This is a genomic window from Vibrio sp. Isolate24, assembly GCF_022398215.1.
GTDB classification, from domain to species: Bacteria; Pseudomonadota; Gammaproteobacteria; order Enterobacterales; family Vibrionaceae; genus Vibrio; species Vibrio coralliilyticus_A.
Window position 1 is genome coordinate 1,242,231 of record NZ_JAKEUU010000001.1, and the last position, 24,672, is coordinate 1,266,902.

The 24,672-nt window shown below is 45.0% G+C and carries 20 protein-coding genes; 10 read left to right on the plus strand and 10 right to left on the minus strand.

Annotated elements, in window-relative coordinates:
* Position 1: 1 nt before the first annotated feature.
* The gene (locus L1D23_RS05370) at positions 2-892 is read right to left on the minus strand and encodes a DMT family transporter (RefSeq protein ID WP_239864684.1); all 891 of its coding nucleotides are present in this window, start codon (positions 890-892) and stop codon (positions 2-4) included.
* Positions 893-1,019: 127 nt separating this feature from the next.
* On the opposite strand from L1D23_RS05370, the gene L1D23_RS05375 reads away from it, so the two are divergent.
* Positions 1,020-1,409, plus strand: coding sequence for a DUF3302 domain-containing protein (locus L1D23_RS05375; RefSeq protein WP_239864686.1), 390 nt, complete (start codon positions 1,020-1,022; stop codon positions 1,407-1,409).
* Positions 1,409-2,539: an HlyD family secretion protein gene (locus L1D23_RS05380; RefSeq protein ID WP_239864688.1), complete on the plus strand. Its 1,131-nt coding sequence runs from the start codon at positions 1,409-1,411 to the stop codon at positions 2,537-2,539. Before L1D23_RS05375 ends, L1D23_RS05380 begins: the two co-directional genes overlap by 1 nt.
* A 57-nt stretch (positions 2,540-2,596) precedes the next feature.
* Here the strand turns inward: L1D23_RS05380 and gltS are convergent, their stop codons facing one another.
* On the minus strand, positions 2,597-3,823 hold the full coding sequence (gene gltS / locus L1D23_RS05385) for a sodium/glutamate symporter (RefSeq protein WP_239864690.1): 1,227 nt from the start codon (positions 3,821-3,823) through the stop codon (positions 2,597-2,599).
* A 643-nt stretch (positions 3,824-4,466) separates the two neighbouring features.
* Between gltS and L1D23_RS05390 the strand changes: the two genes are divergently transcribed.
* Positions 4,467-5,387, plus strand: coding sequence for a DUF368 domain-containing protein (locus tag L1D23_RS05390; RefSeq protein ID WP_239835585.1), 921 nt, complete (start codon positions 4,467-4,469; stop codon positions 5,385-5,387).
* A gap of 229 nt (positions 5,388-5,616) precedes the next feature.
* On the opposite strand, the gene L1D23_RS05395 is transcribed toward L1D23_RS05390, so the two are convergent.
* Positions 5,617-6,594, minus strand: a complete 978-nt coding sequence (locus tag L1D23_RS05395; RefSeq protein WP_239835586.1) for an arginine deiminase-related protein — start codon at positions 6,592-6,594, stop codon at positions 5,617-5,619.
* 305 nt (positions 6,595-6,899) lie between these two features.
* Between L1D23_RS05395 and L1D23_RS05400 the strand changes: the two genes are divergently transcribed.
* Both L1D23_RS05400 and L1D23_RS05405 read left to right on the plus strand, forming a co-directional pair.
* Positions 6,900-8,753 carry an ABC transporter ATP-binding protein gene (locus L1D23_RS05400; protein ID WP_239864692.1) on the plus strand — a complete coding sequence of 618 codons (1,854 nt, stop codon included), beginning with the start codon at positions 6,900-6,902 and terminating at the stop codon, positions 8,751-8,753.
* Positions 8,754-8,877: 124 nt separating this feature from the next.
* Positions 8,878-9,579, plus strand: coding sequence for a DUF445 domain-containing protein (locus L1D23_RS05405; protein WP_239864694.1), 702 nt, complete (start codon positions 8,878-8,880; stop codon positions 9,577-9,579).
* A 54-nt stretch (positions 9,580-9,633) separates the two neighbouring features.
* On the opposite strand, the gene L1D23_RS05410 is transcribed toward L1D23_RS05405, so the two are convergent.
* The 6 genes from L1D23_RS05410 to L1D23_RS05435 all read right to left on the minus strand — a co-directional run bounded on the left by L1D23_RS05410 (position 9,634) and on the right by L1D23_RS05435 (position 17,027).
* Positions 9,634-10,110: an Lrp/AsnC ligand binding domain-containing protein gene (locus tag L1D23_RS05410; RefSeq protein WP_239864695.1), complete on the minus strand. Its 477-nt coding sequence runs from the start codon at positions 10,108-10,110 to the stop codon at positions 9,634-9,636.
* A gap of 110 nt (positions 10,111-10,220) precedes the next feature.
* Positions 10,221-10,451 carry a hypothetical protein gene (locus L1D23_RS05415; protein ID WP_239864697.1) on the minus strand — a complete coding sequence of 77 codons (231 nt, stop codon included), beginning with the start codon at positions 10,449-10,451 and terminating at the stop codon, positions 10,221-10,223.
* A gap of 167 nt (positions 10,452-10,618) precedes the next feature.
* Positions 10,619-12,106 carry a sodium/proline symporter PutP gene (gene putP, locus L1D23_RS05420; RefSeq protein WP_239864699.1) on the minus strand — a complete coding sequence of 496 codons (1,488 nt, stop codon included), beginning with the start codon at positions 12,104-12,106 and terminating at the stop codon, positions 10,619-10,621.
* A gap of 76 nt (positions 12,107-12,182) precedes the next feature.
* Positions 12,183-12,881, minus strand: a complete 699-nt coding sequence (locus L1D23_RS05425) for a 1-pyrroline-5-carboxylate dehydrogenase (protein WP_239835592.1) — start codon at positions 12,879-12,881, stop codon at positions 12,183-12,185.
* A gap of 22 nt (positions 12,882-12,903) precedes the next feature.
* On the minus strand, positions 12,904-16,023 hold the full coding sequence (gene putA, locus L1D23_RS05430; protein ID WP_239864701.1) for a bifunctional proline dehydrogenase/L-glutamate gamma-semialdehyde dehydrogenase PutA: 3,120 nt from the start codon (positions 16,021-16,023) through the stop codon (positions 12,904-12,906).
* A gap of 188 nt (positions 16,024-16,211) precedes the next feature.
* Positions 16,212-17,027 (minus strand): AraC family transcriptional regulator, encoded by an 816-nt coding sequence (locus L1D23_RS05435; RefSeq protein ID WP_239864703.1) that lies wholly within the window; start codon positions 17,025-17,027, stop codon positions 16,212-16,214.
* A 459-nt stretch (positions 17,028-17,486) separates the two neighbouring features.
* On the opposite strand from L1D23_RS05435, the gene L1D23_RS05440 reads away from it, so the two are divergent.
* The 3 genes from L1D23_RS05440 to L1D23_RS05450 all read left to right on the plus strand — a co-directional run bounded on the left by L1D23_RS05440 (position 17,487) and on the right by L1D23_RS05450 (position 21,626).
* Positions 17,487-18,599 (plus strand): PEGA domain-containing protein, encoded by a 1,113-nt coding sequence (locus tag L1D23_RS05440; RefSeq protein ID WP_239835595.1) that lies wholly within the window; start codon positions 17,487-17,489, stop codon positions 18,597-18,599.
* Positions 18,600-18,746: 147 nt separating this feature from the next.
* Positions 18,747-20,579 (plus strand): SUMF1/EgtB/PvdO family nonheme iron enzyme, encoded by a 1,833-nt coding sequence (locus tag L1D23_RS05445; protein WP_239864705.1) that lies wholly within the window; start codon positions 18,747-18,749, stop codon positions 20,577-20,579.
* 327 nt (positions 20,580-20,906) lie between these two features.
* Entirely contained in the window at positions 20,907-21,626 is a 720-nt protein-coding gene (locus L1D23_RS05450; RefSeq protein ID WP_239864707.1) for a helix-turn-helix transcriptional regulator, read from the plus strand.
* Positions 21,627-21,655: 29 nt separating this feature from the next.
* Here L1D23_RS05450 and pdxH read toward each other — a convergent pair whose 3' ends face one another.
* A complete protein-coding gene (pdxH, locus tag L1D23_RS05455) occupies positions 21,656-22,291 on the minus strand; it encodes a pyridoxamine 5'-phosphate oxidase (RefSeq protein ID WP_239835598.1) in 636 nt (211 codons plus the stop codon).
* 280 nt (positions 22,292-22,571) lie between these two features.
* On the opposite strand from pdxH, the gene L1D23_RS05460 reads away from it, so the two are divergent.
* Both L1D23_RS05460 and L1D23_RS05465 read left to right on the plus strand, forming a co-directional pair.
* Entirely contained in the window at positions 22,572-23,963 is a 1,392-nt protein-coding gene (locus L1D23_RS05460) for an HlyD family type I secretion periplasmic adaptor subunit (protein WP_239864709.1), read from the plus strand.
* A 46-nt stretch (positions 23,964-24,009) separates the two neighbouring features.
* Positions 24,010-24,672: a transglutaminase-like cysteine peptidase gene (locus tag L1D23_RS05465; protein ID WP_239864711.1), complete on the plus strand. Its 663-nt coding sequence runs from the start codon at positions 24,010-24,012 to the stop codon at positions 24,670-24,672.

Consider the following 24,672-nt stretch of genomic DNA (forward strand, 5'->3'; position numbering starts at 1 on the left):
ACTAACGCCAAAAGAATAAAGAAATCCCACCAAACGCAGCCAAAGTCCCCATCATGCTTTTGGCTGTGACCTTCTCGCCTTTAACCATGTAGATAAACAGCATGAACAGTGGACTGGTTGCAATCAACGTCTGAGCAATGGCAGGATTTGCATGTTTTAGCGCAATTTGTTGTAACCAGAGAGCGAGAAAAGTCCCAACAAAGATGGCACTCAACAGCCACAAAAAAGACGACGTAGATAGTTGACGCAAATGCATAATCATCGATGAAAACGGCTTTTTCTCAAACACAGTAATAACCAAAGCCACCGCCAACACTCCGACAGATAATCGAATCAATGCTCCCAACAAAGGCGGTAAATCTCCGGCAACAAGCGCATAATGAGAAATGACTACCCCCGAGGCCTGACAGACACTTGCCAGCATGCCAAATCCTACACCTGACCAATGCGTTTTTTCGCCGTGAACATCCGGTTGAAAAATCACAAAAGTGACCGCTGCAGTGGTGACCAAGACACCTACCCAGCTTTGTAGGGGCAGTATTGATCCCAGTGCAACTAGCGCTAAAACACCGGATAATGGCGGGGCCAACGACTCCAACAGCAAGGTTTTATTCGCACCAATTCGCTTTAATGAGGCAAAGTAGGCACTGTCTCCAATCGCTATTCCTATGATTCCGGACAACGCCAATATCAACAAATGGAGAGTGGATACCTCAGTGGCTGGTCCATCAAGCCATGGCATGACTATTAACATCATCCCAGACGCTGCAACGCCTTTAACAATATTGAGCTGCATCGCTGAAAAGTGATGACTAAACTGGCTGTAAATCCAAGTCGCGACCGCCCAAACTACAGCCGCAGATAGTGCGGCAATTTCTCCCTGAAACTCCATCCGTTCACCTTAAGACTGGATTAAGAAAATGGGTAAACACTCTCTAATTTCTTGTTTTTATTTCTATACTTAACTTCGTATCACCGTACGTTTTATTGAATAAAAACACAATAACAGGGACGCATTTATGTTTTTGGACTACTTCGCGCTAGGCCTACTTATTTTTGTCGCATTGGTCATTTTCTACGGCATCATTGTCATTCACGACATTCCCTATGAAATCGCCAAAGAGCGGCAGCACCCGCATCAAGATGCCATCCACTATGCTGGCTGGGTCAGCTTGTTCACACTACACGCTATTTGGCCATTTCTCTGGATATGGGCCACATTGTGGCGTCAAGAAAGAGGATGGGGGTTTCAGAAACTAGAGGAAGAACAGCACGATATTCATCATCGTGTTGATTCACTCATCGATCAAGTTAATCAGTTGCAGCAAGCCGTGCACCAACTAAAAGAACAACATCAGGCTGAACCTTCGCTCACTACCCGAACTGGCGATAATAAGGAGGAGCAATAATGGATTTACTCCTCATATTGACCTATGCCGCATTATGTATTGCCATATTTAAAATCTTTAATATTCCACTCAATAAATGGACCGTGCCCACGGCCGTATTAGGTGGTGTGGTATTAGTCGGCACACTGATTCTGCTGATGAACTACAACCATCCGTTCACCCAACTAGGCAATCAGGTATTTTCCAGCACACCTATTGTCTCAGGTGTGCGAGGCCGCGTGATCGAAGTGCCGGTTGAACCCAATAAACCTCTTAAGAAAGGGGACATTTTGTTCATGATCGATCCGGTTCCTTATGAAGCTGAAGTTGAAAAACTGGAAGCTCAGATAAAAGAAGCCAGCCAAGGCGCACTTGGGCTAGAATCTGATGTGCAAGAAGCACAAGCTGCTCAAGCTCAGGCCATCGCAGACCGAGACAAAGCGCAACGCGAATATTCACGGTATCAGCGCGGTTTCGATAAAGGGGCGTTCACCGAACAGGAACTGGATACACGACGTCAGGCATACAAAGCTGCGGAAGCGGCGGTGAAAGTTGCTGAAGCTAGGGTGGAGCAAGCCAAGATCGCACTCAACTCTGAAATTGGTGGAGAAAACACCACAGTGGCTCGCCTGTTAGCGGAGCTACGACAGGCTGAGTTTGACCTGGAGCAAACCATTGTCAGAGCCCCTACCGATGGCTTTGCAACCCAGTTAGCCTTGCGACCCGGCGTTATGGCCGTTCCACTGCCATTAGCACCAGTGATGACCTTTATTCATACCGAGGAAACACTTTATGCGGCCGCGTTTAGGCAAAATTCCTTACAACGCTTGCAACCTGGCTATGAAGCAGAATTTCTCTTCAGAGCGCTTCCTGGTAAGGTTTTTAAAGGAGAAGTAGTCGATGTGCTGCCTGCGATTGGTGAAAGCCAATTTCAAGCCCGTGGAGCTCTTCTAGGGACAGAAGCACTACGGACAAGTGGACGAGTGTTTGTGACACTTAAAATTACGGACGACTTATCTGATTATCATTTGCCCATGGGTACTGCTGTCGAAGTGGCGGTTTATTCAGATAAATTCACCCACGTTTCGATTATGCGCAAAGTCCTCATCCGAATGAAGAGTTGGCAAAACTATCTCTATCTTGACCATTAATGTCGACAAGATAGTACAAAGGCCTCTAAACAGAGGCCTTTGCTATTTTAGTATGCTCTAGCCAATAAAGGAGATGTAACCTTGTAGGATAATCAGGTTCACAATATCAATAAAGAAGGCACCCACAATCGGTACGACCATGAAAGCTTGTGGGGAAGGGCCAAATTTATTCACCAAAGACCCCATATTCATAACAGCGGTCGGCGTTGCCCCCAGACCAAAACCACAATGCCCACCCGCAATAACAGCCGCATCGTAGTTTGAACCCATCACCTTAAACGTCACAAAGTAAGCAAAAATACCCAAAATGACAGACTGAACCGACAGGATAATCAAAAATGGTATCGCAAGATCGAAAATATTCCATAGTTTTAAGCTCATCAAAGCCATAGCCAAAAACAGCGACAAAGACACAGTACCCAAAATATCGACCGTCTCCGCATCCACTTTGTGAGTTTTGGTCACTTCCAGAATATTGGTGATAAACACACCGATAAACAGCGCATACACAAAGTCAGGGATCATCAGCCAACTGATTTCTAAGCTGCTCACCCATTGTTCAAGGTATTTAGCACCTGTGACACAAATGAGGAGGATAAAAAGTATTTCAATGACCTTTTTCGCTGTCACCTTATCTTCTTCGTATTCGTTATACGTCACCACTTCTGGGAACTTTTCGTGGGTTTGGGTACCACGCCCGTATTCAGATTCAAAGTTATTTTTGTTAATCAACTTCTGTGCTACTGGGCTACCAATTATACCGCCAATAATCAAACCAAATGTCGCCGAGGCCATCGCGATTTCTAAGGTGTTACTCAAACCATAGGTCTCTGTAAAAGTTTGAGACCATGCAGCACCAGTACCATGGCCGCCGGATAAGGTAATAGAGCCGGCAATCAAACCCATTAATGGGTCTAAACCTAGAGCTGAAGCCAATGACACCCCAACACCGTTTTGAATAATGATGTAAAAAGACGAAACCGCAAGGAAAACAAAGACTTTCGCTCCACCTTTCATTAACTGCGTATAGTTTGCAGCTAACCCCACGGTACTGAAAAACATCAGCATAAAGGTATTCTGCAGTGGCAGTGAAAACTCCAAACTTACGCCATTAAAATGCATTGCAGTGATGATCATCGCAACGATTAATCCACCAACAATAGGCTCTGGAATGTTGAATTTCTTCAAAATTGGCAGCTTTGAGTTTACAAAGTGACCAAGAAATAACACGCTGATAGCAATTAAGAAAGATTCTAGTGGTCCAACCGAAATTATCTGATTCATATAACCTCTTCATTGTTTGTCACTCATCTTCCCTAACGAGTAAAGAGCATACAGCTCTAAGCCTTTTCGTTACCAAGGGATCAGGTAACAATTGTAGGCATTGATTGAGATATTCTCTATTGAAAGGTGCCCTCTCTACTGTGGATATTCCCACGCGATTTTCAACAGTAAGACCCGATGATGTACTTTAGGGTCAAAAAGAAAGCGGACATTATTAATAAACTCACGAGCGTTTGTCGAGTATAGAGAGAAAATTCGTTTTATGAATCAATGTAAATTGACGAAGAGTGAGCTAAAAAGCAAAAAAAAGCCAACCGCAATAATGGCGATTGGCGTATATATTGTGTGAACAAGTTCATTCACTAACAACGTCAGTTGGCTAGGTGACCCTCGGCTTAATAAGGGTCACCTTAAATAAAGCAGGTATCGTGCCAACTTTAAAACCCACAAAAACCCTAATCTTGATCCAACTTTTCACCAATTTATTATAATGAAAATGCAAAATGAAAATTGCATTTTGCAAAAAAGTGCAATTCGATATTAAACAAGTATCTTATCAACTAGTTTATCCATTCACTATTTTCATACTTTTTTGACGTCAATCCGATATACTCCCACTACCTAAACTGAACCGCTGTAACGAATGAACTATCTATCTACTTTCTTCAAAGGCTTAGCTATGGGCGCTGCCGACGTGGTACCAGGAGTCTCTGGTGGTACCATTGCTTTCATCACTGGTATTTATGACACATTATTGGAGAGTATCCGGCGTATTAACCCAAGCTTAATTGGTATTTTAAAACGCGATGGATTGAAAGCTGCGTTTAATCATATCAATGGCTTATTCCTTATCGCTCTCTTTGGTGGTGTACTAACCAGCATTGCGACTCTGGCAAAGCTAATTTCATGGCTATTAGTGACACACCCTATCCCTCTCTGGTCTTTCTTCTTTGGCTTAATTCTGGTTTCGGTCTTCCATATGCTAAAGCAAATTGAAAAAAGAAGTATCAGCCGACTTATCTTCCTATTACTCGGGGTTGGGTTTGCTTATAGCATTACCATCCTCAAACCACTTCAAATGGATCCGACCAATATTAATGTCATGTTTGCGGGGGCTATCGCCATCTGTGCCATGATTTTACCGGGGATCTCAGGCAGCTTCATTTTGTTGCTCATCGGCATGTATAGCTCCGTTCTAGGTGCGGTGAAATCACTGGATGTGACTATCTTGCTGCTCTTTCTCACTGGCTGTGTGATTGGCTTGCTGAGTTTTTCTCACGTATTGTCTTGGCTACTAAAACGCTTCAGGGATGTGACTCTGATTTTTTTAACTGGCTTAATGATTGGTACATTACCAAAGATCTGGCCTTGGAAAGAGACTCTAACCTGGCGGACGAATTCGAGTGGTGAGCAAGTCCCACTCGTCGAGCGCAATCTATCACCGTTTGACTTTGAAGCCATCACGTCACAGCCAGCACAAATAGGCATCGCTGTCGTTCTTATGTTGTGTGCCATTGCTCTAGTGCTGGGGCTAGAAAAGTTTGCCGAAAGCCGCGAACTCTAATCACTAAAGCAGCCAACTGGCTGCTTTTCTTTTCATCTTTGTCTACTGAACCTCATTCCAAAAGCTCATAATAGTCAATGATGGCTCGTCGCCCACTTCACGCAGGCGTATTCAAGTATTAAAAAGCGGGGCTGATTAAGTAATCGCTTCATCAATTTGAAACCCGGCATTTGCTGGGTTTCAAATTGTATAGAGAAAACAGCCTGTCAGATGACAGGTTGTTAAATATTTATAGAAGGGTCTGCCGGCTTGGTAAGAAAACTTCACCCAGCATACAACGAACGCTGCCACCCCCGATCGACTCGATGGTCTGAACGTTGAAAGGTAAAAGCTTACCGTGGCTCGCAAGTTGGGCACGTTGTGCTGATGAGAAGGCATCGTACGCCGATTGTGACATGGCAATCACTTTGTCACCATTCACCGTTTCAAGTTCTAGAATGTTGCCACAGAACTGGTTCATCTGCTCAAGGCTGATAGAAATAACCTGCTTATCTTTCGCCAGAGACTTAAGTACAAAACGACGTTCAAATTCAGGAATCACTTCGTCACAAATGACGCAGAAGCGCTCCCCGATCGCCATCATCACATTCGTATGGTAGATCGGCTTGCCTGACGGTAAGGCAGTCTGGAATGACACAACACGATCGTAACCGATACGCTCAGCGTAGTCTTCCAATACTTCACGATCACAACGCTGTGACAACGCCGCATAAATAGTACGATTCACATGATCAATGACCATAACACCCGTACTTTCTAGATGTGCATTTTGAGCCAAGTAGTCAGTCAGAGAATCTTCTGACACCACCTTTCGCCCTGCGGCTTCTAGAGCTTCACGCAAAGCATCTGGACGAACTTCCTGCTGACGGTTTTCACACGCCATAGGGAAAGTGTACAAAGCACCATCAGCAGTAGTGCTGAACCAGTTATTAGGGAAGACGGCATCGGGCGTTTCGACTTCACCAAGAGGGTAATCAAATTCCACAACTTGAACACCAGCTTGGCGCAACTGACCAACCATGGTATTAAATTCTTGCATCGCTTGCTTGCGAACTTGCTCCGTGGTTTCGTTGACTTGATGTTGGAACTCATTGTCTCGAGCGGTTTCAGCATTAAACGCAAATTCTTTTGGTGGAACCATTACCACACAGTTGGCGTTTTGCACGGTAGAAACTGACTTTTCTAGTTGTGTTTGCTGTTTGAACATGGCGATAGACTCGTTATATCTCACTCACTTACGCTGAATTGTAGACATATTGTTAAGATAACAATTACTGAATTCATGCATAACAATCGATACCAATTTTACATTTTTACTGTGAATCTTAAGTTTTACAGTAAATTTTATGGATCGAATGACATTTAAAACCCTTTGACTGAATATTATGCAGCTATTGGTATAACAAATGGTTGATATACGGTTACATTTCACACATTAACGAGCTACCATATGATGCAAAGCGCAACCGCTATCTATAGCTTTCTTCTGCGTTGTGAATTTTAAGGCGAGTTATGTTTAAGAAATTTGAAGGTTTCACGAAACCTTTTCCTAATGAAGAACCTTCTCAGCCACCGAGTGGAATTTTTGCTTTCTGTCGTTATTACACTCGCGGGTTTGAAGTACCTCTGATCCTGATGTCGTTGATGGCAACGGTTGTGGCCATCGTAGAAGTGTCATTATTTGGTGCCATGGGCAACCTTGTTGACTGGCTGTCAACCAGTAACCCTGAAACATTCTGGCAAGAAAACCGATCCGAACTCATGCTTTATGGTGGTTTACTCTTAGTTGTCATGCCTGTTTTGGTCGTTGCCTATTCACTATTGGTTCACCAGACACTGCTCGGCAACTACCCAATGTCTATTCGCTGGCTCGCGCACCGCTACCTGCTCAAACAGAGCCTGAACTTCTATCAGGATGATTTTGCAGGTCGTGTCGCGACTAAGGTGATGCAAACCTCTCTGGCAGTCCGTGAAACCGTAATGAAAACCATGGACGTTTTCGTTTATGTATCCGTATATTTCACTGCGATCGTCGTACTTCTGGCTCAAGCTGACTGGCGTCTGATGATCCCTATGGTTATTTGGCTATTGTGTTACATCGCTATTCAGATCTACTTCGTACCTAAATTGAAAAAGGTCGCTTCTGAGCAAGCAGATGCACGTTCGACCATGACAGGGCGTATCGTCGACAGCTATACCAACATTGCTACGGTTAAACTATTTTCCCACAGCAAACGTGAAACTGTGTACGCAGAAAATGGCATGCGCGGCTTCCTTGATACTGTTTACCGCCAGATGCGCTTAGTGACCGGCTTTGACGTCGCCGTCGAAGTCACTAACTACCTGCTGGTCTTCACCATAGGTGCTCTCTCTATCTACCTTTGGATGGACAACTCGATCAGTATTGGAGCTATTGCTATAGCCATCGCTCTGGCTTTGCGTATCAACGGCATGTCTATGTGGATTATGTGGGAAGTCGGCGCCCTATTCGAAAATATGGGGACTGTTGTCGATGGCATGAAGACACTATCTAAGCCGATTGATATTCAAGATAAAGACAATGCAAAGCCGTTAACGGTTAAGCAAGGTGGTATCCAGTTTGACGACGTCAGTTTCCATTATGGTGACGAGAGTAAAGGTGTGATCAGCCACCTCAACCTTAACATCAAGCCAGGAGAAAAGGTCGGTCTGGTTGGTCGCTCTGGCGCAGGTAAATCAACTTTGGTCAACCTGCTCCTTCGTTTCCATGATGTTGAAAGCGGTAAGATTAAGATAGACGGTCAGGTGATTTCTGATGTCACTCAAGACTCTCTGCGCAGCAATATAGGTATGGTAACCCAAGATACCTCACTGCTACACCGCTCAATTCGTGACAATATCCTTTATGGAAACCCTGATGCCAGTGAAGACGATCTTCTACGCGCAACCAAACAGGCCCATGCACACGAGTTTATTGAGACACTGAGTGACCCATTCGGTAACAAAGGCTACGATGCTCAGGTGGGTGAGCGAGGCGTCAAGTTGTCCGGAGGACAAAGGCAGCGTATCGCCATCTCACGTGTGCTGCTTAAAGATGCGCCTTTGCTCATTTTGGATGAAGCCACTTCGGCCCTTGACTCAGAAGTCGAAGCTGCAATTCAAGAAAGCCTCAATGAGCTTATGGAAGGGAAAACGGTTATCGCCATTGCCCATCGTCTATCCACCATCGCCGCAATGGATCGATTGATTGTGTTGGACAAAGGACAAATTGTTGAGCAAGGTACTCATCAGGAGCTGATCCAGAACGAAGGCATTTATGCTCAGCTCTGGGCACACCAGACGGGCGGTTTCATCGGCGACGAAGATCAGCAAAAACAAACGGCTTAATCCACCCGTTTAAAAGCATTAAAGCAGAGGTTTCGCCTCTGCTTTTTCGTTTTCGATATTCAATCTGCCACAGAAATTGATATATACTCGCGCCATTCGCATTCAACCAAGTTCAACAAGACCAATGAATAAAAGTTTACTGACAAATGTGCTGGCACTGGCGCTATTAGCTGGCGGTTATCAAACAGACAACCAAGTCGCGTTTTACGCCGGCTTGTTTGCTTTTTCTGGCGCAATCACCAACTGGTTAGCGATTCACATGCTGTTTGAAAAAGTCCCTGGTTTATACGGTTCAGGGGTTATTCCAGCACGATTTGAAGAGTTTAAAGCGGCAATCAAAAACCTAATGATGGAACAGTTTTTTACTGCAGAAAACATCGACCGATTCTTAAACAAAGAAATGTCAGGCAAAACATTGAACCTTGAGCCCGTATTAGAAAAAGTCGATTTTAATCCAACGTTTGATTCTCTGGTCAATGTCATTGCAAACTCTTCCTTTGGCAGTATGCTTGCCATGTTTGGCGGCACTGAAGCCCTACAGCCATTAAAAGAACCTTTTGTTGAAAAAATGCAGGAAGCGGTGGTAGAAATCAGTCAAAGCGATGCGGTTAAAGAAGCCCTAAAGGGTCAACTGGAATCGCCAGCCATGATGGAAGAGATTCAGGTTAACATTGAAAATATTATTGATCAGCGTCTAAGTGAACTGACGCCAAAGCTGGTCAAAGAAATCGTCCAGAAAATGATTAAAGAGCATTTAGGCTGGCTGGTAGTTTGGGGCGGCGTGTTTGGCGGTCTAATCGGTATCGCATCATCATTCATTGCCTGATGTAGAACCCAACAATTGACGAACAAGGGAAGCGAATGCTTCCCTTTTCTTTTTCTAGAGCGTCGCGATTAAATCAGCATTCACACCAAAACTGGTTTTGTGCTCTTCAATCACTACTTCACTTCGCGTCTGAATCACACCGGGTAGGGTACCCAGCTTAGTCGACATAAAATTCTGATACGCTTTCATATCTTTAACTCGAACCTTAATCATGGTGTCAAAATCACCAGATAATGAATAACACTCTTCGATCTCTGGCATATCTTCCACCGCTTTAGCGAACTTCTCAAAGATTGAGAAACTGGTTTGATCAAGGCGAATATGGATGAAAACCTGCACATCTAAACCCAATTTTTCTGGGCTGAGCTCAGCGTGATAGCCCTTGATATAGCCTTCTTTTTCAAGGCGTTTAACCCTTTCAGAGCAAGGTGAGGTGGTCAAGTTTACTTGCTTAGCAAGCTCTACAACAGGTAGGCGACCTTTTAGGTTTAAGGTACGGAGGATTTCACGATCAATTCTATCTAAGTCCATTTAACGCTCTGATTAGATGTCTTTCTTTATGCTTATCATAATCGAAACAAGTCAATGAAACCTAATAAAGGAACAGCTTTAGAAGAAATTTTATTGGCAAGAATAGAAATTTATGCGGCTTCAACGTTCGAGAGCTCACGCTCTTGGACTAAGTCTGCCTGAGTGTTGCACACACGACAAAACGCCTGCTTTTCCATTTTTACATAATGGGCACCCTGGAAGAGGGTTGCAAAGAAACACGCCAAACTCTTTTTCACAGAGTCATGCTCTTCTTGGCATCGCTTCATAACAACTTTGTGAGCAGTCACTTTTTGGCAGCAATGGCAATATACCTGAGGCATTTTCTTTCTCCGTGAGCGATGGCGTTATTGATAGTGGACATATTAGTAAGGCCTTAGTTCCAATTGCTCAAATTTTCATTTTCAATTTGTGAACCAAGTTCAATTATCAATCAATTTTATTAAAAAAGCCCCGAATATCGGGGCTTTATGTTTCGTCAGTTCACTGCTTATTCAAGCTCAGTAAGCTGTTTTTCAAACTTAGCGTGCTGTGCTTTCACGGATTCTTCTGGTTCACCTGTCATCAAGCTCACAACCACAATTGCGATAGTAGAGAAGATGATTCCCGGAACAATTTCGTAAACATCGAACCAACCACCTGTTAGTTGCTTCCATACCACGATAGTCACACCACCAATCACTATACCCGCAAGCGCGCCATTACGGTTCATGCGAGACCAGTAAAGGCTAAGCACCAATGCCGGACCAAATGCCGCCCCAAAGCCTGCCCAAGCGTAAGACACTAGGTTAAGAACTGAACTGTCTGGCGTCATCGCTAGGATTAGCGCCACGATAGAGATAGCCACTACCGCAATACGGCCAACCATCACAATCTCTTCTGAACTTGCATCTTTCTTCACCAGCTGCTTATAGAAGTCTTCTGCCAACGCGGAAGAAGAAACCAGAAGCTGTGAATCGGCCGTACTCATGATAGCCGCCAAGATCGCCGCAAGTAGAACACCCGCTACAACCGGATGGAAGATAGAGTTCACCAGTAGCATGAAGATCTTCTCGCCGTCATCAATGGATACGCCAGAGTTGGTAACGTAAATCAGACCAACCAGACCAACCAGCATTGCGCCAACCATAGACAGTGCAGTCCAAATCACAGCGATACGGCGCGCAGTGGTCAAATCTTTGTTGCTGCGAGCAGCTTTGAAACGAGCCAAGATATGCGGCTGACCAAAGTAACCTAAGCCCCACGCAACCAAAGAGATGATCGCAATCGCTGACAAGGGTTCACCTTTTGTGTCATTCCAGAAAGTCAGCAACTGAGGGTTGATGTTGGTGAGATCAGAGCTTAGTTGACCAAAACCACCTTCCATCGCTGCAATAGGTACAATCATCAGCGCGGCTGCCATCAGAAGGCCTTGTACAAGATCAGTCCATGATACCGCTAAGAAACCACCGAATAGCGTGTAGGAAACCACACAAACCGTACCAATGATAACAGCTGTGGTGTAATCCAATCCGAATACTGTTTCAAACAGTTTTCCGCCTGCTACTAGACCAGAGCTGGTATAGAAAAGGAAGAATAAAAGGATGAAGAAAGCAGAGATAACCTGAATCAGTTTCGAATTATCATTAAAGCGGCGTGACAGGAATTCAGGCAACGTCAGAGCATCCGTCGTAATACTGTAAGTACGAAGACGCTTAGCACTGATCAACCAGTTCAGCCAAGTACCCACTAACAGACCACCTGCTAGCCAAAATGCTTCAATACCGGCAGCGTATGCATAACCAGGAAGCCCTAGTAGTAACCAGCCACTCATATCTGACGCACCTGCAGAAAGGGCTGCTGGCCAAGGGCCTAATGAACGGCCACCCAAGAAGTAATCCGCTGAGTTTTTCGTTCGTTGGTATGCAATAACGCCTATTGCCAGCATCAGAATGAGATACGCAATAAACGTGGTCGTAATAGCAAAGCTATTTTCCATGTGTTTGTCCTCTTATAAAAGATCGCCTTCCATGAACGCCCCCACTTACACAGAGTGAGGGCTCTCTGAGAAAGGATTAGTGGGCTTCACTCCCAAGCTCTAGCAAGGTCGCGTTACCACCCACTGCTGTTATATTTATTGTTCTCGTTCGCTCTGTGATAAAGCGAAGCGATAAGTGTGGATCGTGTGCGACCGGAATCGCAGTCACGTCCGTTTCCGAAACTAGGCCAACAATCGCGCCTGAACGTTTCGCTAATTGGCGGTTGATTGTACGTTCAACCTCCTGATTACCTATGTATCCAACACTACGTACATCTGACTCCAGTAACTGATGATATGCATCAAGAGAGGCAAATTGTAATAGATTCATAGGTAGGGAAGACTGCTTGTAGGCAGCTTCCAAATCCTGGCTAAGTTGCGCATCATCACTGCACAAGATGATGCTATTACCAGCAATTAAGGCCGCTGTCAGCTGAGCTACGGTCGCCTGCTGAGAAGACGCAGATGCCTCCTCTTGAATGATGAGCGCCACCCCACGGCCAGCGGTATACAACTCGTTAGTTTCGCCTGTCGGACCAATCAATTGGTGTGTTTCAGCCAGCAGGGCTGAAGCATGCTCAATATGATAGGCCATCACGGACGCTAAGTTTTTTTGCTCTAACTGCAAAGCCTGTTTAAAAGAAAGCAAACACTCACTTTTAGAATCAAAGCTAGTCAGATTCCAGTTTTCCCAAGCTGAGTAAGCATCAGAAAAACGAGTTACTTGATGAACCATAATCTTTCTCCTTACCAACAGATTAAGAAAACGAAGTTTGTGTAAAACGGAATAGGTAGTGCGGGCCGCCAGCTTTTGGCCCCGTACCAGAAAGGCCCTGACCACCAAACGGTTGCACGCCAACAACCGCACCCACCTGATCACGGTTGATGTAGCAGTTACCCACACGTGCGTGTTTTTCAATCCAGCGGTAAGTGGTTTCGTTACGGCTATGAATCCCCATAGTCAAACCAAAACCTGTGCTGTTAATGCGATCTACAATCTGATGCAGTTCATTGGCCTTGAAGCGCACAATATGCAGAATCGGACCAAACTGTTCCTCTTCAAGACAAGAAATATCACGAATTTCAAAGGCACTTGGTGCAACGAAATCACCGTGTTGATGTTCTTCACCCAAAGTAAGTTCAGCCACTTTCTTTTCCGTCGCGGTCATACGCTCAATATGCTTAACCAGTTTGGTTTTGGCTGTCGTATCGATAACCGGCCCCACATCGGTGGAATGAAGATAAGGAAGGCCGACACTCAGTTCCTGCATCGCCCCCTGAATCAGTGCAACGATGCGATCAGCGATGTCTTCCTGAACATACAGTACGCGCAAAGCACTACAACGCTGGCCTGCTGAGGCAAACGCAGAACGAATAACATCACGTACAACCTGTTCAGGTAGCGCTGTACTATCGACAATCATTGCGTTTTGACCGCCTGTTTCCGCGATAAACGGAACTGGCTCAGCATCACGAGCCGCCAATGTTTGATTGATTCGTTGCGCTGTCGCCGTTGAACCCGTAAAGGCAACACCAGCAATGGCAGAGTGAGAGGTTAATGCCGAACCGATTTCAGCACCGCGACCTGGCAGCAATTGAATAGTCCCCGCAGGGAAACCTGCATCATTCATCAGCTCAACTGCACGTGCAGCAATCAAACTAGTTTGCTCTGCTGGTTTAGCGACTACTGTATTACCCGCAACAAGAGCAGCGGTAATTTGGCCGAGGAAAATCGCCAGTGGGAAGTTCCATGGACTGATACAGACAAAGACACCACGTCCTTGACGAGACACTGTACGAGATTGGCCATCAAAGCCTTGTAGCTGAAGCTCACCTAAAGCATCAACCTGCTTAGCGTAGTAGCGACAGAAATCAACCGCTTCACGCACTTCATCAATGCTGTCGTGAATTGTTTTACCTGCTTCCTGATGGCACAGTGCCACAAGCTCAGCGAGGTTTTCTTCTAGCAGGTCAGCTAACTTATCCAGCTTCTCTGCTCGTAGAGCTTTATCACTCTTCTGCCAATTTGCAAATGCCTGCTGTGCACCTTCGATCGCTGCGGAAACATGATCAAGAGATGCAAAGGCTACCTGACCGACTTTAATACGGCGGTCATAAGGCGCTGTGACCACTTCAGTATTCACATTTTCCTTGATCATGCTTTCAGCATAAGCTTGACCATTGATGATCGGGCCTGCCATCCATTGCTTATTTAAGAACCCTTCAACAGCTTGCTCAAAAGGCTTCGCCTCAGACTCCACATCAACGTTGACACCGTAAGAGTTACGACGCTCAGGGAATATTTGTGGTGGCAGTGGAATATTGACATTATTCAGCGTATCAAACGCTTTCAACATATCGACAGGATGCTGCGTCAATGTTTCAACAGGACAACGAGCATCGACTAAGCGGTGTACAAATGAGCTATTTGCACCATTTTCCAACAAGCGACGCACCAAATATGGTAAGAGATCCTTGTGGCTACCCACAGGTGCATAAATACGAACTGGCTGCTGGTAAGCTTCCATCGCATGGTTATATAGGGAATCCCCCATGCCATGTAAACGTTGGAATTCGTAATCTTTATGCTGAGCCATCACTGCGATTGATGTGACGGTTTGGGCGTTGTGACTGGCGAATTGAGGGAAAATATTACCGCGAACATTTTCAGAAAGTAGGAATCGAGCACACGCTAGATAAGCAACATCCGTCGCTTCTTTGCGAGTATAAACTGGATAGTTATCGTAACCAGCTTGTTGAGACCATTTTATTTCACTATCCCAGTACGCACCTTTAACTAGACGCAGCGGGATCAAATCACCCTGCTCTTTTGCCAGGCCATTAATCCAAACCAACACAGGCAATGCACGTTTTGAATAAGCCTGAATTACCAGACCAAACTTGCCCCAACCTTTGACTAAGTCACTGCGATACACTTTTTCGAACAACTTGAGTGACAGTTCAAGACGATCGGCCTCTTCTGCGTCAATAGTGATCGCCACATCAAGTTCAACAGCGCGGCGAAGTAGCTGCATTAGCGTATCAGCTAACTCAGTCATCACACGTTCTTCGTTTGCCACCTCATAACGTGGATGAAGTGCAGAAAGCTTGATAGAAACGGAAGGCGCAGGGCTGGTCTCTAACCCATATTTATCGCGTCCAACCGCTTCAATTGCCATTAAGTAATCTTTGAAGTATTTGTTAGCATCTGCAGTGGTCAGCGCAGCTTCACCTAGCATATCGTAGGAATAAGTGAAGCCTTTATCACGCATGTTGCGGCCATTTTTCTGAGCTTCCGCAATGCTTCGACCCAAAACAAACTGATGGCCCATCACCTTCATAGCCTGATGCATCGCTTTACGAATCACTGGCTCTGACATCTTGTTGACTAGGCGATTGACTGCTGAGACAGGACTTTGAGAATCCGCTTCAGGAAGCCCCACCACTTTGCCCGTCAGCATCAATCCCCAAGTGGACGCGTTAACGAATACAGAATCTGAATTCTTAAGGTGAGATTTCCAGTCAGCAACACTGAGCTTATCTCGGATTAAAGCATCTGCAGTCGCGGAATCCGGAATACGCATTAGCGCTTCGGCAAGACACATCAACAAGATACCTTCTTGAGTATCTAAACTGTACTCAAGCAGCAGAGCATCAATCATCTGGATTGATTTTTTGTCTGCGCGGATGGTTTCGATCAGCTCAGTTGTTTTCGCGGTGATCTGTGCTTTTTCAGCATCAGTAGGGATTGCCAAAGGCAACAATTGTTCAAGCCATTGGGATTCGTCCACCATATAAAGTGGCGAGATCAATGACCACAGTTTGTTAAGCGGCTGCTCAACAAACTCGGCATTCAACACATCAGTTGCTGTAAACATGCGTTTTCCTCAATCTCAAACCTGATAAATTCATCAGGATTCTTACAATGGTTTGCAGTGTATTTTGAGCGCGAGAGGATTACTTGTCAAAAGCTCCGAGTTTTTTGCTAAAAACTCTGATTATTAACAAAACAAAAACAGAGTCACATGCAAATGAGCAAAATAATATATGGTTAATCTTTTCTTATTTAACCAAATTGTTTCTTGTAGCGGGATGGAGACATGCCTTGCAGTCGAGAAAAGGTATGGGTAAAAGCACTTTGACCAGAAAAGCCTGTCAGTTCTGCCACTTGGCCAAGTGAAAGATGCCCTTTTTCAATCAGTGATTTAGCCATATCAATACGCTTACCGAGCACATATTGATGAGGTGTGATTCCCATCTGTTCTTTAAATAAGTTGTGAAATTGGCTTTCACCCAGAAAGACACTACCAGCTAATTGAGCAACTGAGATCTTTTGACTCAGGTGCTGCTCGATATATCGATCAATCGCCTCAAGGTCGAAACGCGATTCTTTGCGCGAAGGAGCAAACGTCGACATATGACGCTGGAGAAGTGCGATAACCGTATCGTTGCAGGCACGACTAAGAAGCAAGTCTTCTGGGTTGGAATGCATCTCAGCCACCAGCATTTGTATGAGCTTCTGGATTTGTCCGTCGAGCTGAAAATAAGTATCACGCTGACTGATTTCATTGAGCTTTTGTAGCATCAAGGGATCATCTCCTGACGGAGGGGGCATGTTCAAAACCAGAATATCTGACTGGCCGACCACACCACCAAACGCATGACCTGAACCGGAGCTCACAACACAACCTTGGCCCGGGCCAACTAAATTACCAAACCCACTGACTTCAAACTCCGCCTGCCCTTTCAGGCCAATGACTATCTGGGTATAGCTGTGATCATGGCAATCCATATAAGAAGGCAATGTCACTAGCTCCGCAGGCTTAGGTGACAAAAGTTTGGCATGTTCACCAGTCAATGCTGGGTGCTTAGATGAGCTCATAACACAGTTTTGTGATCTTAAATGACACTAGAGTCGCATGTTATACCAAAAACTTCTCAATCCGAAATCTATTCAACCTCATATGCAATCGAGCAAATACTAACCTTGCTCTAGGCTTAAAACCGAGTCCCTAAAACAGGAAAAAGCTGTTCAACATAAGCTTCGGAAGAATGATCAAGTGCACATAAATTACGGTATATGTCACTTCTAGCCACATTTCTTTTTGCAGATGCTCAATCTTCACTTGCATATTTCCCCAATCAACTCAAAATGATAGGTAGCATCCAAGTTTTATATACACTCATGAGATTATTCTGCTCAAACGCTGATTAATCTGTTAAAAGAAAGATGCAGGGATAAAAGAAAAACTTGGGAGAGGCAGGGGAACAAGGACTGTCAAAAGTTTGTCTTTTTTGGGTTTTTACGTTGGTAATAAAACGTTAATTGTTGCAGGGAAATATGATAACACGTCGCATCCCAGCGCTTTTAATTGCGCTAAGCCCTATATGGGTATCGACTTCGGTTTTTGCGGAAACGGCTGACTCTGCCGATCCTGTCGCAGCTATCGATAGTAAGTTAGAAAACAAACAAAGCGAACTGCAAGCGCTAGGCGCTGAGTTCGAAGGTGAGTCCGAACGTTTACAACAACTTAGGGCTGAACTGAGCAAATACCAGCGTGAAGAGCAAGAGCTCAACGCTAAGCGTAATCGCGCTAAGTCTGCACTGGACAAACAATATAATCGCCTTCTAGACGATCCAGATGTCGATCTGCTGTCTTTCCAACAAGAGTACCAGCAAGCTTGGTCCTCTGTGAAAGAAAACCAAACACAAATTCTTGAACAAGAGCAAGCCATTACCGAGCAGGAAATGCGTTTATCTCAGATAAAGCAGAAACGCTCTCGTATTAACTCCGAGCTGTCTTACCTTAAGGAACAGAAAGTAGAGGCACGCGTTAAGCGACTCGATGCCGAACTTCGTGAAAGTGACGTACTCAACACCGCGTTTAAAACCACATGTTCAGCAACCATGACATTGGGTGAGTGTACTAATCAAGGTAAATACCTCACCAAACAACGTGCAGTCAATACATTCAAAGCTAAGCTACTTGACGGTCTGACCGAAGCGAACCTTGCCAAGCAAAACCTGAAAGGTGTTCAACTCAACGTGTTTGTTCAAGAGAGCCAAATTATCCGCTCAGGCTTCGAAGGCAATAACAGTTACTACACTGAAATGCAGGCACAGCTTCAAGCTCGTCCAGAAGCGTCAGCAGCATGTAAACTACTAAATGTCTCTTCTCGGTACTGCCTGAATGGGGCGGAAGTGACGAAAAAAGACCAGAGCAACAATAAAGAGAAAAGCTGGGCAAACATTACCGTTCGCTCAGATCAGTATGAAGATCGTGTCACCATAAACGGTGTCAACTATGGTAGCACGCCAGTCGAAGTTGTCCTCCCGAGGGGTAAACATCAGTTTACTGTCTCTAAAGACGGTTTCCAAACATACAATCGCACTATTGCCGTCCATGGCAATGACACAGTTTGGGTTAAGCTACGTCCGGATTCAGATATTTAACCCACTTCTCTTTTTAGAAAGAGGGGGATTGCACAAAATTGACCAAAAACGCCACTTTGTCGTAAGTTATTGCTTTATAACTTAAGACAAAATGGCGTTTTCGTTTAGAATAAGCCCATCAGATAGAAAAAATTGTAGAAATAGATAATGCGAACTGGTTTACCAACGCTCCTTCTTCTTGCTTTGTCACCTTGCTTTCTCACTGCCAATGCTTTGGCCCAAGAGGCGCGAGGCCCTATTGTCGTGATCGACCAGCAGTTATTTGACAAACACGAAGAGCTAAAAGCAGCAATACAAGCTCGAGATGAGCAAAACGCAAAGTATGAAGAGCAACAACAGTCTGTCGCAGAGTTAACCAAACTCGTCAAATCTTTAGATAAAACACTCAGCGAAGCCAAAGCAAACCTCGAAAGCGACTATTCTCGAATGATTGACAACCCAAGCATCGATTTAGCTGCAACGCAGGAAAAATACCAAGACGCTTGGTCAAAGGTAAAACAAAACCAAAAGCAACGCCTATCTGAAGAACAACAGCTGCAAGAGCTCAAGCACCAACTGGATCTTGCCAATAGTGAAGTCGAAGCCATAGAGCAAAGCATTGAAGTTTTAGATCAAAATAAACTCCGTGCTCGCGCTGAACGTCTTCAAGAAGAGCTGCAACAAGCTCACACTTTATCCGTCAGCTTTACTAACCGTTGTCAAGCGGATATGACCATCGCTCAATGTGATCGCCAGACACGTGACCTTGCCTTGCAAAAAGCCGTCAAACAGTTCCAATCCGAGCTTATTGCTAGCACCAGTGAGCCTCAAGTCGTCAAGCTGAACGCCAACAAAGTACCTTTCAATATTCATGTACTGCGCTCAAAATCCAAAGAATCGGGCTTCTATGATGGTGTTCGCTACCGAAGCCTGATGGATGTGGAAATGCAAGCTCGACCAACCCAAAGCGCAGCGTGTACATTGCTCGGTATCGATAAACAATACTGTTTTGAGCCAGAAACTTTGAGTGACAAAGATGCGTTTGTCAGTAACAAAGAAGTCGCTTGGGTCACCTTGACCATTCGCTCCAATCTTTTTGACGATAACGTAACGATCAATGGTGTTAACTACGGTAGCACCCCTGTAGAAGTCATGCTTCCTGTAGGCCCACACATGATCACTGTTGAGAAAGAAGGCTACCGCTCCTTCCACCGCGAGCTGACTGTAAAACGTGACCAAAATCTACGCGCAGTCTTGGTTGAAAAAGCCAATCCTCTACGTGAAGGTGACAAGTTCGCAGACTCCCTAGGTTCAGGGCTTCAAGGGCCAGAACTCTCTACCATTCTTTCTGGTCAATATCTTGTGGGTGAACACGGTTCCAAACAACTAAAGCTCAAACACCCATTGGGGTTTGGAACTACACCGATTACCGTCGGACAATTTAAAGCTTTTGTTGATGCGACCAACTACCAAACCGACGCAGAATTAAAAAACACCTGTACAGCTATCGTCAAAGGTGAAGTGACACCGATTTCAAAAGGTTACTGGCGAAACCCGGGCTTTAAACAAGCATCCAACTCCCCTGTTGTTTGTGTGAGCCGAAATGATGCGCAGGCCTATGCTAACTGGTTAAGCAATAAGACTAATCACAGCTATCGATTGCCAAGTGAAGATGAGTGGGAAATTGCCGCTCGAGCAGGGGCTGAAACTTATTACTGGTGGGGCGATCAGTTTATTCCCAACCAAGCTAATACAGGTTGGGGAGGTACTCCTTGGTCAAACAAGAGTACTTCTCCCGTTAATGCCTTCAAACCCAATCGTTTAGGCATTTACGACACAGTGGGCAACGTTTGGCAGTGGACTAGCGATGCCCGAGGTTTGCTCAAAGGCGGCGCATGGAACTTCTCTCCGGATATGGCCGCTGCGCATCAGCAGCTGTCATTGTCCAGTTCGTCCGCAGCTAACTATGTTGGCTTCCGAGTTGTACGTGACATCCACTAAGTAGACCAGCAGGGGGGGGGATTTCCCCCCTTTTTTATACCCATAATCCAGATAGAATCAGTTCTGAGTTCAGCCAACACTGAGCTTAGTATCGATTGGTACGTCTATACTCAGTTCCTCGTACTGAGTTCATAGAACCTCTTCTACACGTCGACAAGAACAATTCTTGTATTTGCCAGCTCTCCTGTCGATTGCTGGCAATTTTTTATTCAAAACACAATTCAAATATAGCCAAAATTTCTTATATTCAGGCCATCAACTGCAATCAGGAATGGATTGGCGGATTACTCATTTGATATCATATGTCGAATACTGTGAACGGCAGGAATGACCTTGGAACCACACTTAATATCCCTGTTTAATCAACTACCTGGTTATTGGGGCTGCAAAGACCGCAACTCGATTTTTGCTTATGCGAACCGTGCTTACGCCAAGTTGATTGGTTTAAATTCACCACAAGACTGTATTGGTCTCACAGATCACCAAATGCCAAGTCCCACCACTAAATGCGCCAGTGACTTTCAAGAGCAAGATCGTTTTGTCATTAAAAACAAGCGGCCAATCAAAGTACTCGACATACACCCCTACCCAGATGGCACTTGGCACACTCATATTTTTAGTAAGTCCCCATGGTTGGATGCACAAGGTAATGTACAGGGAACCATATTCTATGGGCAGGAACTGACAGATACTGCCATTCTCGAAGTTGGGCATTGGATTTGTCGAGCGACTGGATTGCACGACGAAGAACGGATATCACTAAATCATCTGTCGCCCAAAAATCACCAAATAAAGCTGACGACACGTGAATCTGAAGTCCTTTTCTTGCTGCTGTATGGCAAGAAGCCAAAATACATCGCAGACATCATGAACATCTCAACCAAGACGCTAGAAAACTACGTGCTCCATCTAAGGGAAAAATTCGGTGCTCACAGTAAAGCACAGTTAATCGATATGGCGTTGGATGCAGGATTTGGCTCACACATACCACACACGCTATTACGCACTCAACTTTCGGTCGTGCTCAATAATGAATACGCCGCATAAAGCGGCGTATTGTGTGAGTAAAAGTAACGCTATGGAGCCAGTCGATCGATGTGCCACTCACCGTTTGCTTTGGAGAACAGGAATCGGTCATGCAGGCGGTGATCCCCCCCTTGCCAGAATTCAATGCTTTCCGGCTTAATACGAAAGCCGCCCCAAAAAGTAGGTACAGGAATCTCACCTTGAGCAAACTTCTGCTTCAGCTCAAGAAACTTACCTTCCAATACTCCGCGTGTTGAAATTCGGCTGCTTTGTTTACTGGCAATTGCAGCCAATTGACTCTCTTTAGGCCGTGAGGAGAAATACTTAATGTTCTCCGTAATACTCAGCTTCTCTGCCACACCCGTAATATGGACCTGACGCTCTAATGGATGCCACGGGAAATGAAGGCTTACTCGAGAGTTACCTTCTATTTGCTGCGCTTTACGGCTACCGAGGTTGGTATAAAATACAAACCCTTGAGTATCAACGTGCTTCAACAAAACAATTCGCTGGAAAGGTTGACCCTGCTCGTCTACCGTCGCTACGGTCATGGCCGTCGGGTCGGTGAGCTTAGCGTCAATCGCTTGCTGTAGCCATAAGTTGAACTGATCCACTGGATTAGCTTTAAGATCTTTTCTACGCAAACCACCCTTACTGTATTCACGGCGGATATCTTCGAGTTCCATCTTCTCTCCTGCGAAATTTTTTTGCTGATTGTGCGCTCATATATACATGAACACAAGCGTATGTACCACATTGCCTGAGAATTTGATGTATTGGAAAGAGCTGTCGTTGGCAGATAACAAGTTATCAAGAAAAATACCTGTATATACTTAGTACAACTGATTGATTGTTTTCTATTATGTAAGTGTTTGATATAGCACATCGTTCTAACAGCTATAACTTAACATTTGCCAATTTGAATAATAGAATCAATCGAATACGCCAAAGCAACAAGGAACATCAATGAGTCAAGACAGCTACAACAAGCTCTCAAGTAATGAGCTTGAGTATGTGGATGACAAAACGGCAGCACTTCTACTCAATACACCGAGTAGTGCTCGTATTATGCTGTGGGTGATGGTTCTATTTTTCATTCTGGCGGGTATCTGGGCTTCATGGGCTCAAATCGATAAGGTGACCGTAGGGCAAGGAAAAGTTGTTCCCTCTTCTCAAGTACAAATAGTACAAAACCTTGAAGGTGGGCTCGTGAAAGAAATTCTTGTTCGCGAGGGACAGGTGGTTCAAAAAGGCCAGCAACTACTGTTAATCGATGATACTCGCTTCCGCTCTGATTTTCGCGAACGAGAACAACAAGTCGCCAACCTAACGGCAAGCGTGCTGCAGCTCTCCGCTTCCATCACGAGTGTCACTATTAATGAAGACTTCAGTGAAAAATCTTGGCAGAAAAGTGTCCAGATCGATTTCAGTAAGCTTGCTTTCCCGCCCCAACTTGAAGAGCGACAGCCTAAATTGGTTGAGCGTCAGCGCGCGGAATATCGTCAGGATTTAAACAATCTGCGTAACCAGATTTCTTTAATCGATCAACAAGTCAAACAAAAACAGCAGGATTTAGTAGAAATTCAAGCCCGAGTCAGAAACCTGCGTGAAAGTTATAACTTCGCACGCAAAGAGCTAGAGATCACTAAACCCCTTGCGGATGAAGGTGTAGTACCACGGATTGAACTACTCAAGCTTCAACGTCAGGTAAACGATACTCGCCGAGAAATGACCTCCAGCGAACTGAAAGTCCCCGTACTCAAATCAGCGATTAAAGAGTCTATGCTTGGTCGTATTGATGCCGCACAGAAATTTCGTTCAGAGCAACAAGAAAAGCTCAACGAAGCGCAGGATAAACTTTCTGCTCTTACTGAGTCTACCGTAGGTCTAGAGGACAGAGTGAATCGTACAGTGGTCATTTCCCCTGTCACTGGCACGGTCAAAACACTCAATGTCAACACTGTGGGTGGAGTTATACAACCGGGTATGGACATCGTGGAGATCGTCCCAAGCGAAGATACGTTGCTCGTTGAAGCTAAGATTGCTCCACAAGATATCGCATTCCTCCGCCCTGATTTACAGGCCATTGTCAAATTCAGCGCTTACGATTTCACCAAATATGGCGGGTTGGAAGGAACGCTTGAACACATCAGTGCCGATACCACCACGGATGAAGAAGGCAATAGCTTTTATCTTGTCAGGGTTCGAACCAAAGAAACCAGCCTCAATAACGATACCTCTTTACCTATCATTCCTGGCATGACTGCATCCGTCGATATCATCACAGGCAAACGTACCGTCATGGAGTACTTACTCAAACCTATTTTAGGTGCCAAAGGCAACGCATTGAAGGAATAAAAATGCCAACAACCAGTACGACAAATAAGGTCAGAGCTTAGCCCACATGAAATATTGGCTAATAGCTCTGCTTATTATTTTGGCTTCCACGGCTTCACAGGCGCTTAATACTCAAGAGCAGCGCTGGGTTGAAGCTGTGCGCAACACCTATGGGGACAGAGCAGGGAAGCGGGTCGAAACTTGGCGTCGTGAGATGGAACAATTTAAGGGCTTGTCAGAAAGGCAGAAGCTTACCGAGGTCAATAATTTCTTCAACCAACTGAATTTTGTTAACGATGATCGTTTGTGGGGCAAGAAAGACTACTGGGCTACCCCACTCGAGTTCTTGGGCAGTAATGCTGGGGATTGTGAAGACTTTACCATTGCCAAATATTTTTCTCTGCTCGAGCTAGGCGTCTCAGATAGAAAGCTGCGTTTGGTATACGTGAAAGCTATCACGCTAAATCAGTTCCATATGGTGCTCGCATACTATTCGAAACCCAGCGCAGAGCCTATTCTGCTCGACAACATCGATCCACAAATCAAAAAAGCATCCAAGCGCCGAGACTTATTACCGATCTACAGTTTCAACGGTAAAAATCTTTGGCTAATGAAATCGAAACAAGGGCAACTGGCAGGAAAATCATCCCGACTCAGTCTGTGGAATGATCTTCGTGCCCGTGAAAAATCACTCAAACTGAATAAACCAATAGTGAATTACGATGAGTAG

Excerpts from the sequence above, each read along its gene's own strand:
- L1D23_RS05370 (WP_239864684.1), bottom strand. The coding sequence starts at position 892 with ATGGAGTTTCAGGGAGAAATTGCCGCACTATCTGCGGCTGTAGTTTGG.
- L1D23_RS05375 (WP_239864686.1), top strand. The coding sequence starts at position 1,020 with ATGTTTTTGGACTACTTCGCGCTAGGCCTACTTATTTTTGTCGCATTG.
- L1D23_RS05380 (WP_239864688.1), top strand. The coding sequence starts at position 1,409 with ATGGATTTACTCCTCATATTGACCTATGCCGCATTATGTATTGCCATA.
- gltS (WP_239864690.1), bottom strand. The coding sequence starts at position 3,823 with ATGAATCAGATAATTTCGGTTGGACCACTAGAATCTTTCTTAATTGCT.
- L1D23_RS05390 (WP_239835585.1), top strand. The coding sequence starts at position 4,467 with ATGAACTATCTATCTACTTTCTTCAAAGGCTTAGCTATGGGCGCTGCC.
- L1D23_RS05395 (WP_239835586.1), bottom strand. The coding sequence starts at position 6,594 with ATGTTCAAACAGCAAACACAACTAGAAAAGTCAGTTTCTACCGTGCAA.
- L1D23_RS05400 (WP_239864692.1), top strand. The coding sequence starts at position 6,900 with ATGTTTAAGAAATTTGAAGGTTTCACGAAACCTTTTCCTAATGAAGAA.
- L1D23_RS05405 (WP_239864694.1), top strand. The coding sequence starts at position 8,878 with ATGAATAAAAGTTTACTGACAAATGTGCTGGCACTGGCGCTATTAGCT.
- L1D23_RS05410 (WP_239864695.1), bottom strand. The coding sequence starts at position 10,110 with ATGGACTTAGATAGAATTGATCGTGAAATCCTCCGTACCTTAAACCTA.
- L1D23_RS05415 (WP_239864697.1), bottom strand. The coding sequence starts at position 10,451 with ATGCCTCAGGTATATTGCCATTGCTGCCAAAAAGTGACTGCTCACAAA.
- putP (WP_239864699.1), bottom strand. The coding sequence starts at position 12,106 with ATGGAAAATAGCTTTGCTATTACGACCACGTTTATTGCGTATCTCATT.
- L1D23_RS05425 (WP_239835592.1), bottom strand. The coding sequence starts at position 12,881 with ATGGTTCATCAAGTAACTCGTTTTTCTGATGCTTACTCAGCTTGGGAA.
- putA (WP_239864701.1), bottom strand. The coding sequence starts at position 16,023 with ATGTTTACAGCAACTGATGTGTTGAATGCCGAGTTTGTTGAGCAGCCG.
- L1D23_RS05435 (WP_239864703.1), bottom strand. The coding sequence starts at position 17,027 with ATGAGCTCATCTAAGCACCCAGCATTGACTGGTGAACATGCCAAACTT.
- L1D23_RS05440 (WP_239835595.1), top strand. The coding sequence starts at position 17,487 with ATGATAACACGTCGCATCCCAGCGCTTTTAATTGCGCTAAGCCCTATA.
- L1D23_RS05445 (WP_239864705.1), top strand. The coding sequence starts at position 18,747 with ATGCGAACTGGTTTACCAACGCTCCTTCTTCTTGCTTTGTCACCTTGC.
- L1D23_RS05450 (WP_239864707.1), top strand. The coding sequence starts at position 20,907 with ATGACCTTGGAACCACACTTAATATCCCTGTTTAATCAACTACCTGGT.
- pdxH (WP_239835598.1), bottom strand. The coding sequence starts at position 22,291 with ATGGAACTCGAAGATATCCGCCGTGAATACAGTAAGGGTGGTTTGCGT.
- L1D23_RS05460 (WP_239864709.1), top strand. The coding sequence starts at position 22,572 with ATGAGTCAAGACAGCTACAACAAGCTCTCAAGTAATGAGCTTGAGTAT.
- L1D23_RS05465 (WP_239864711.1), top strand. The coding sequence starts at position 24,010 with ATGAAATATTGGCTAATAGCTCTGCTTATTATTTTGGCTTCCACGGCT.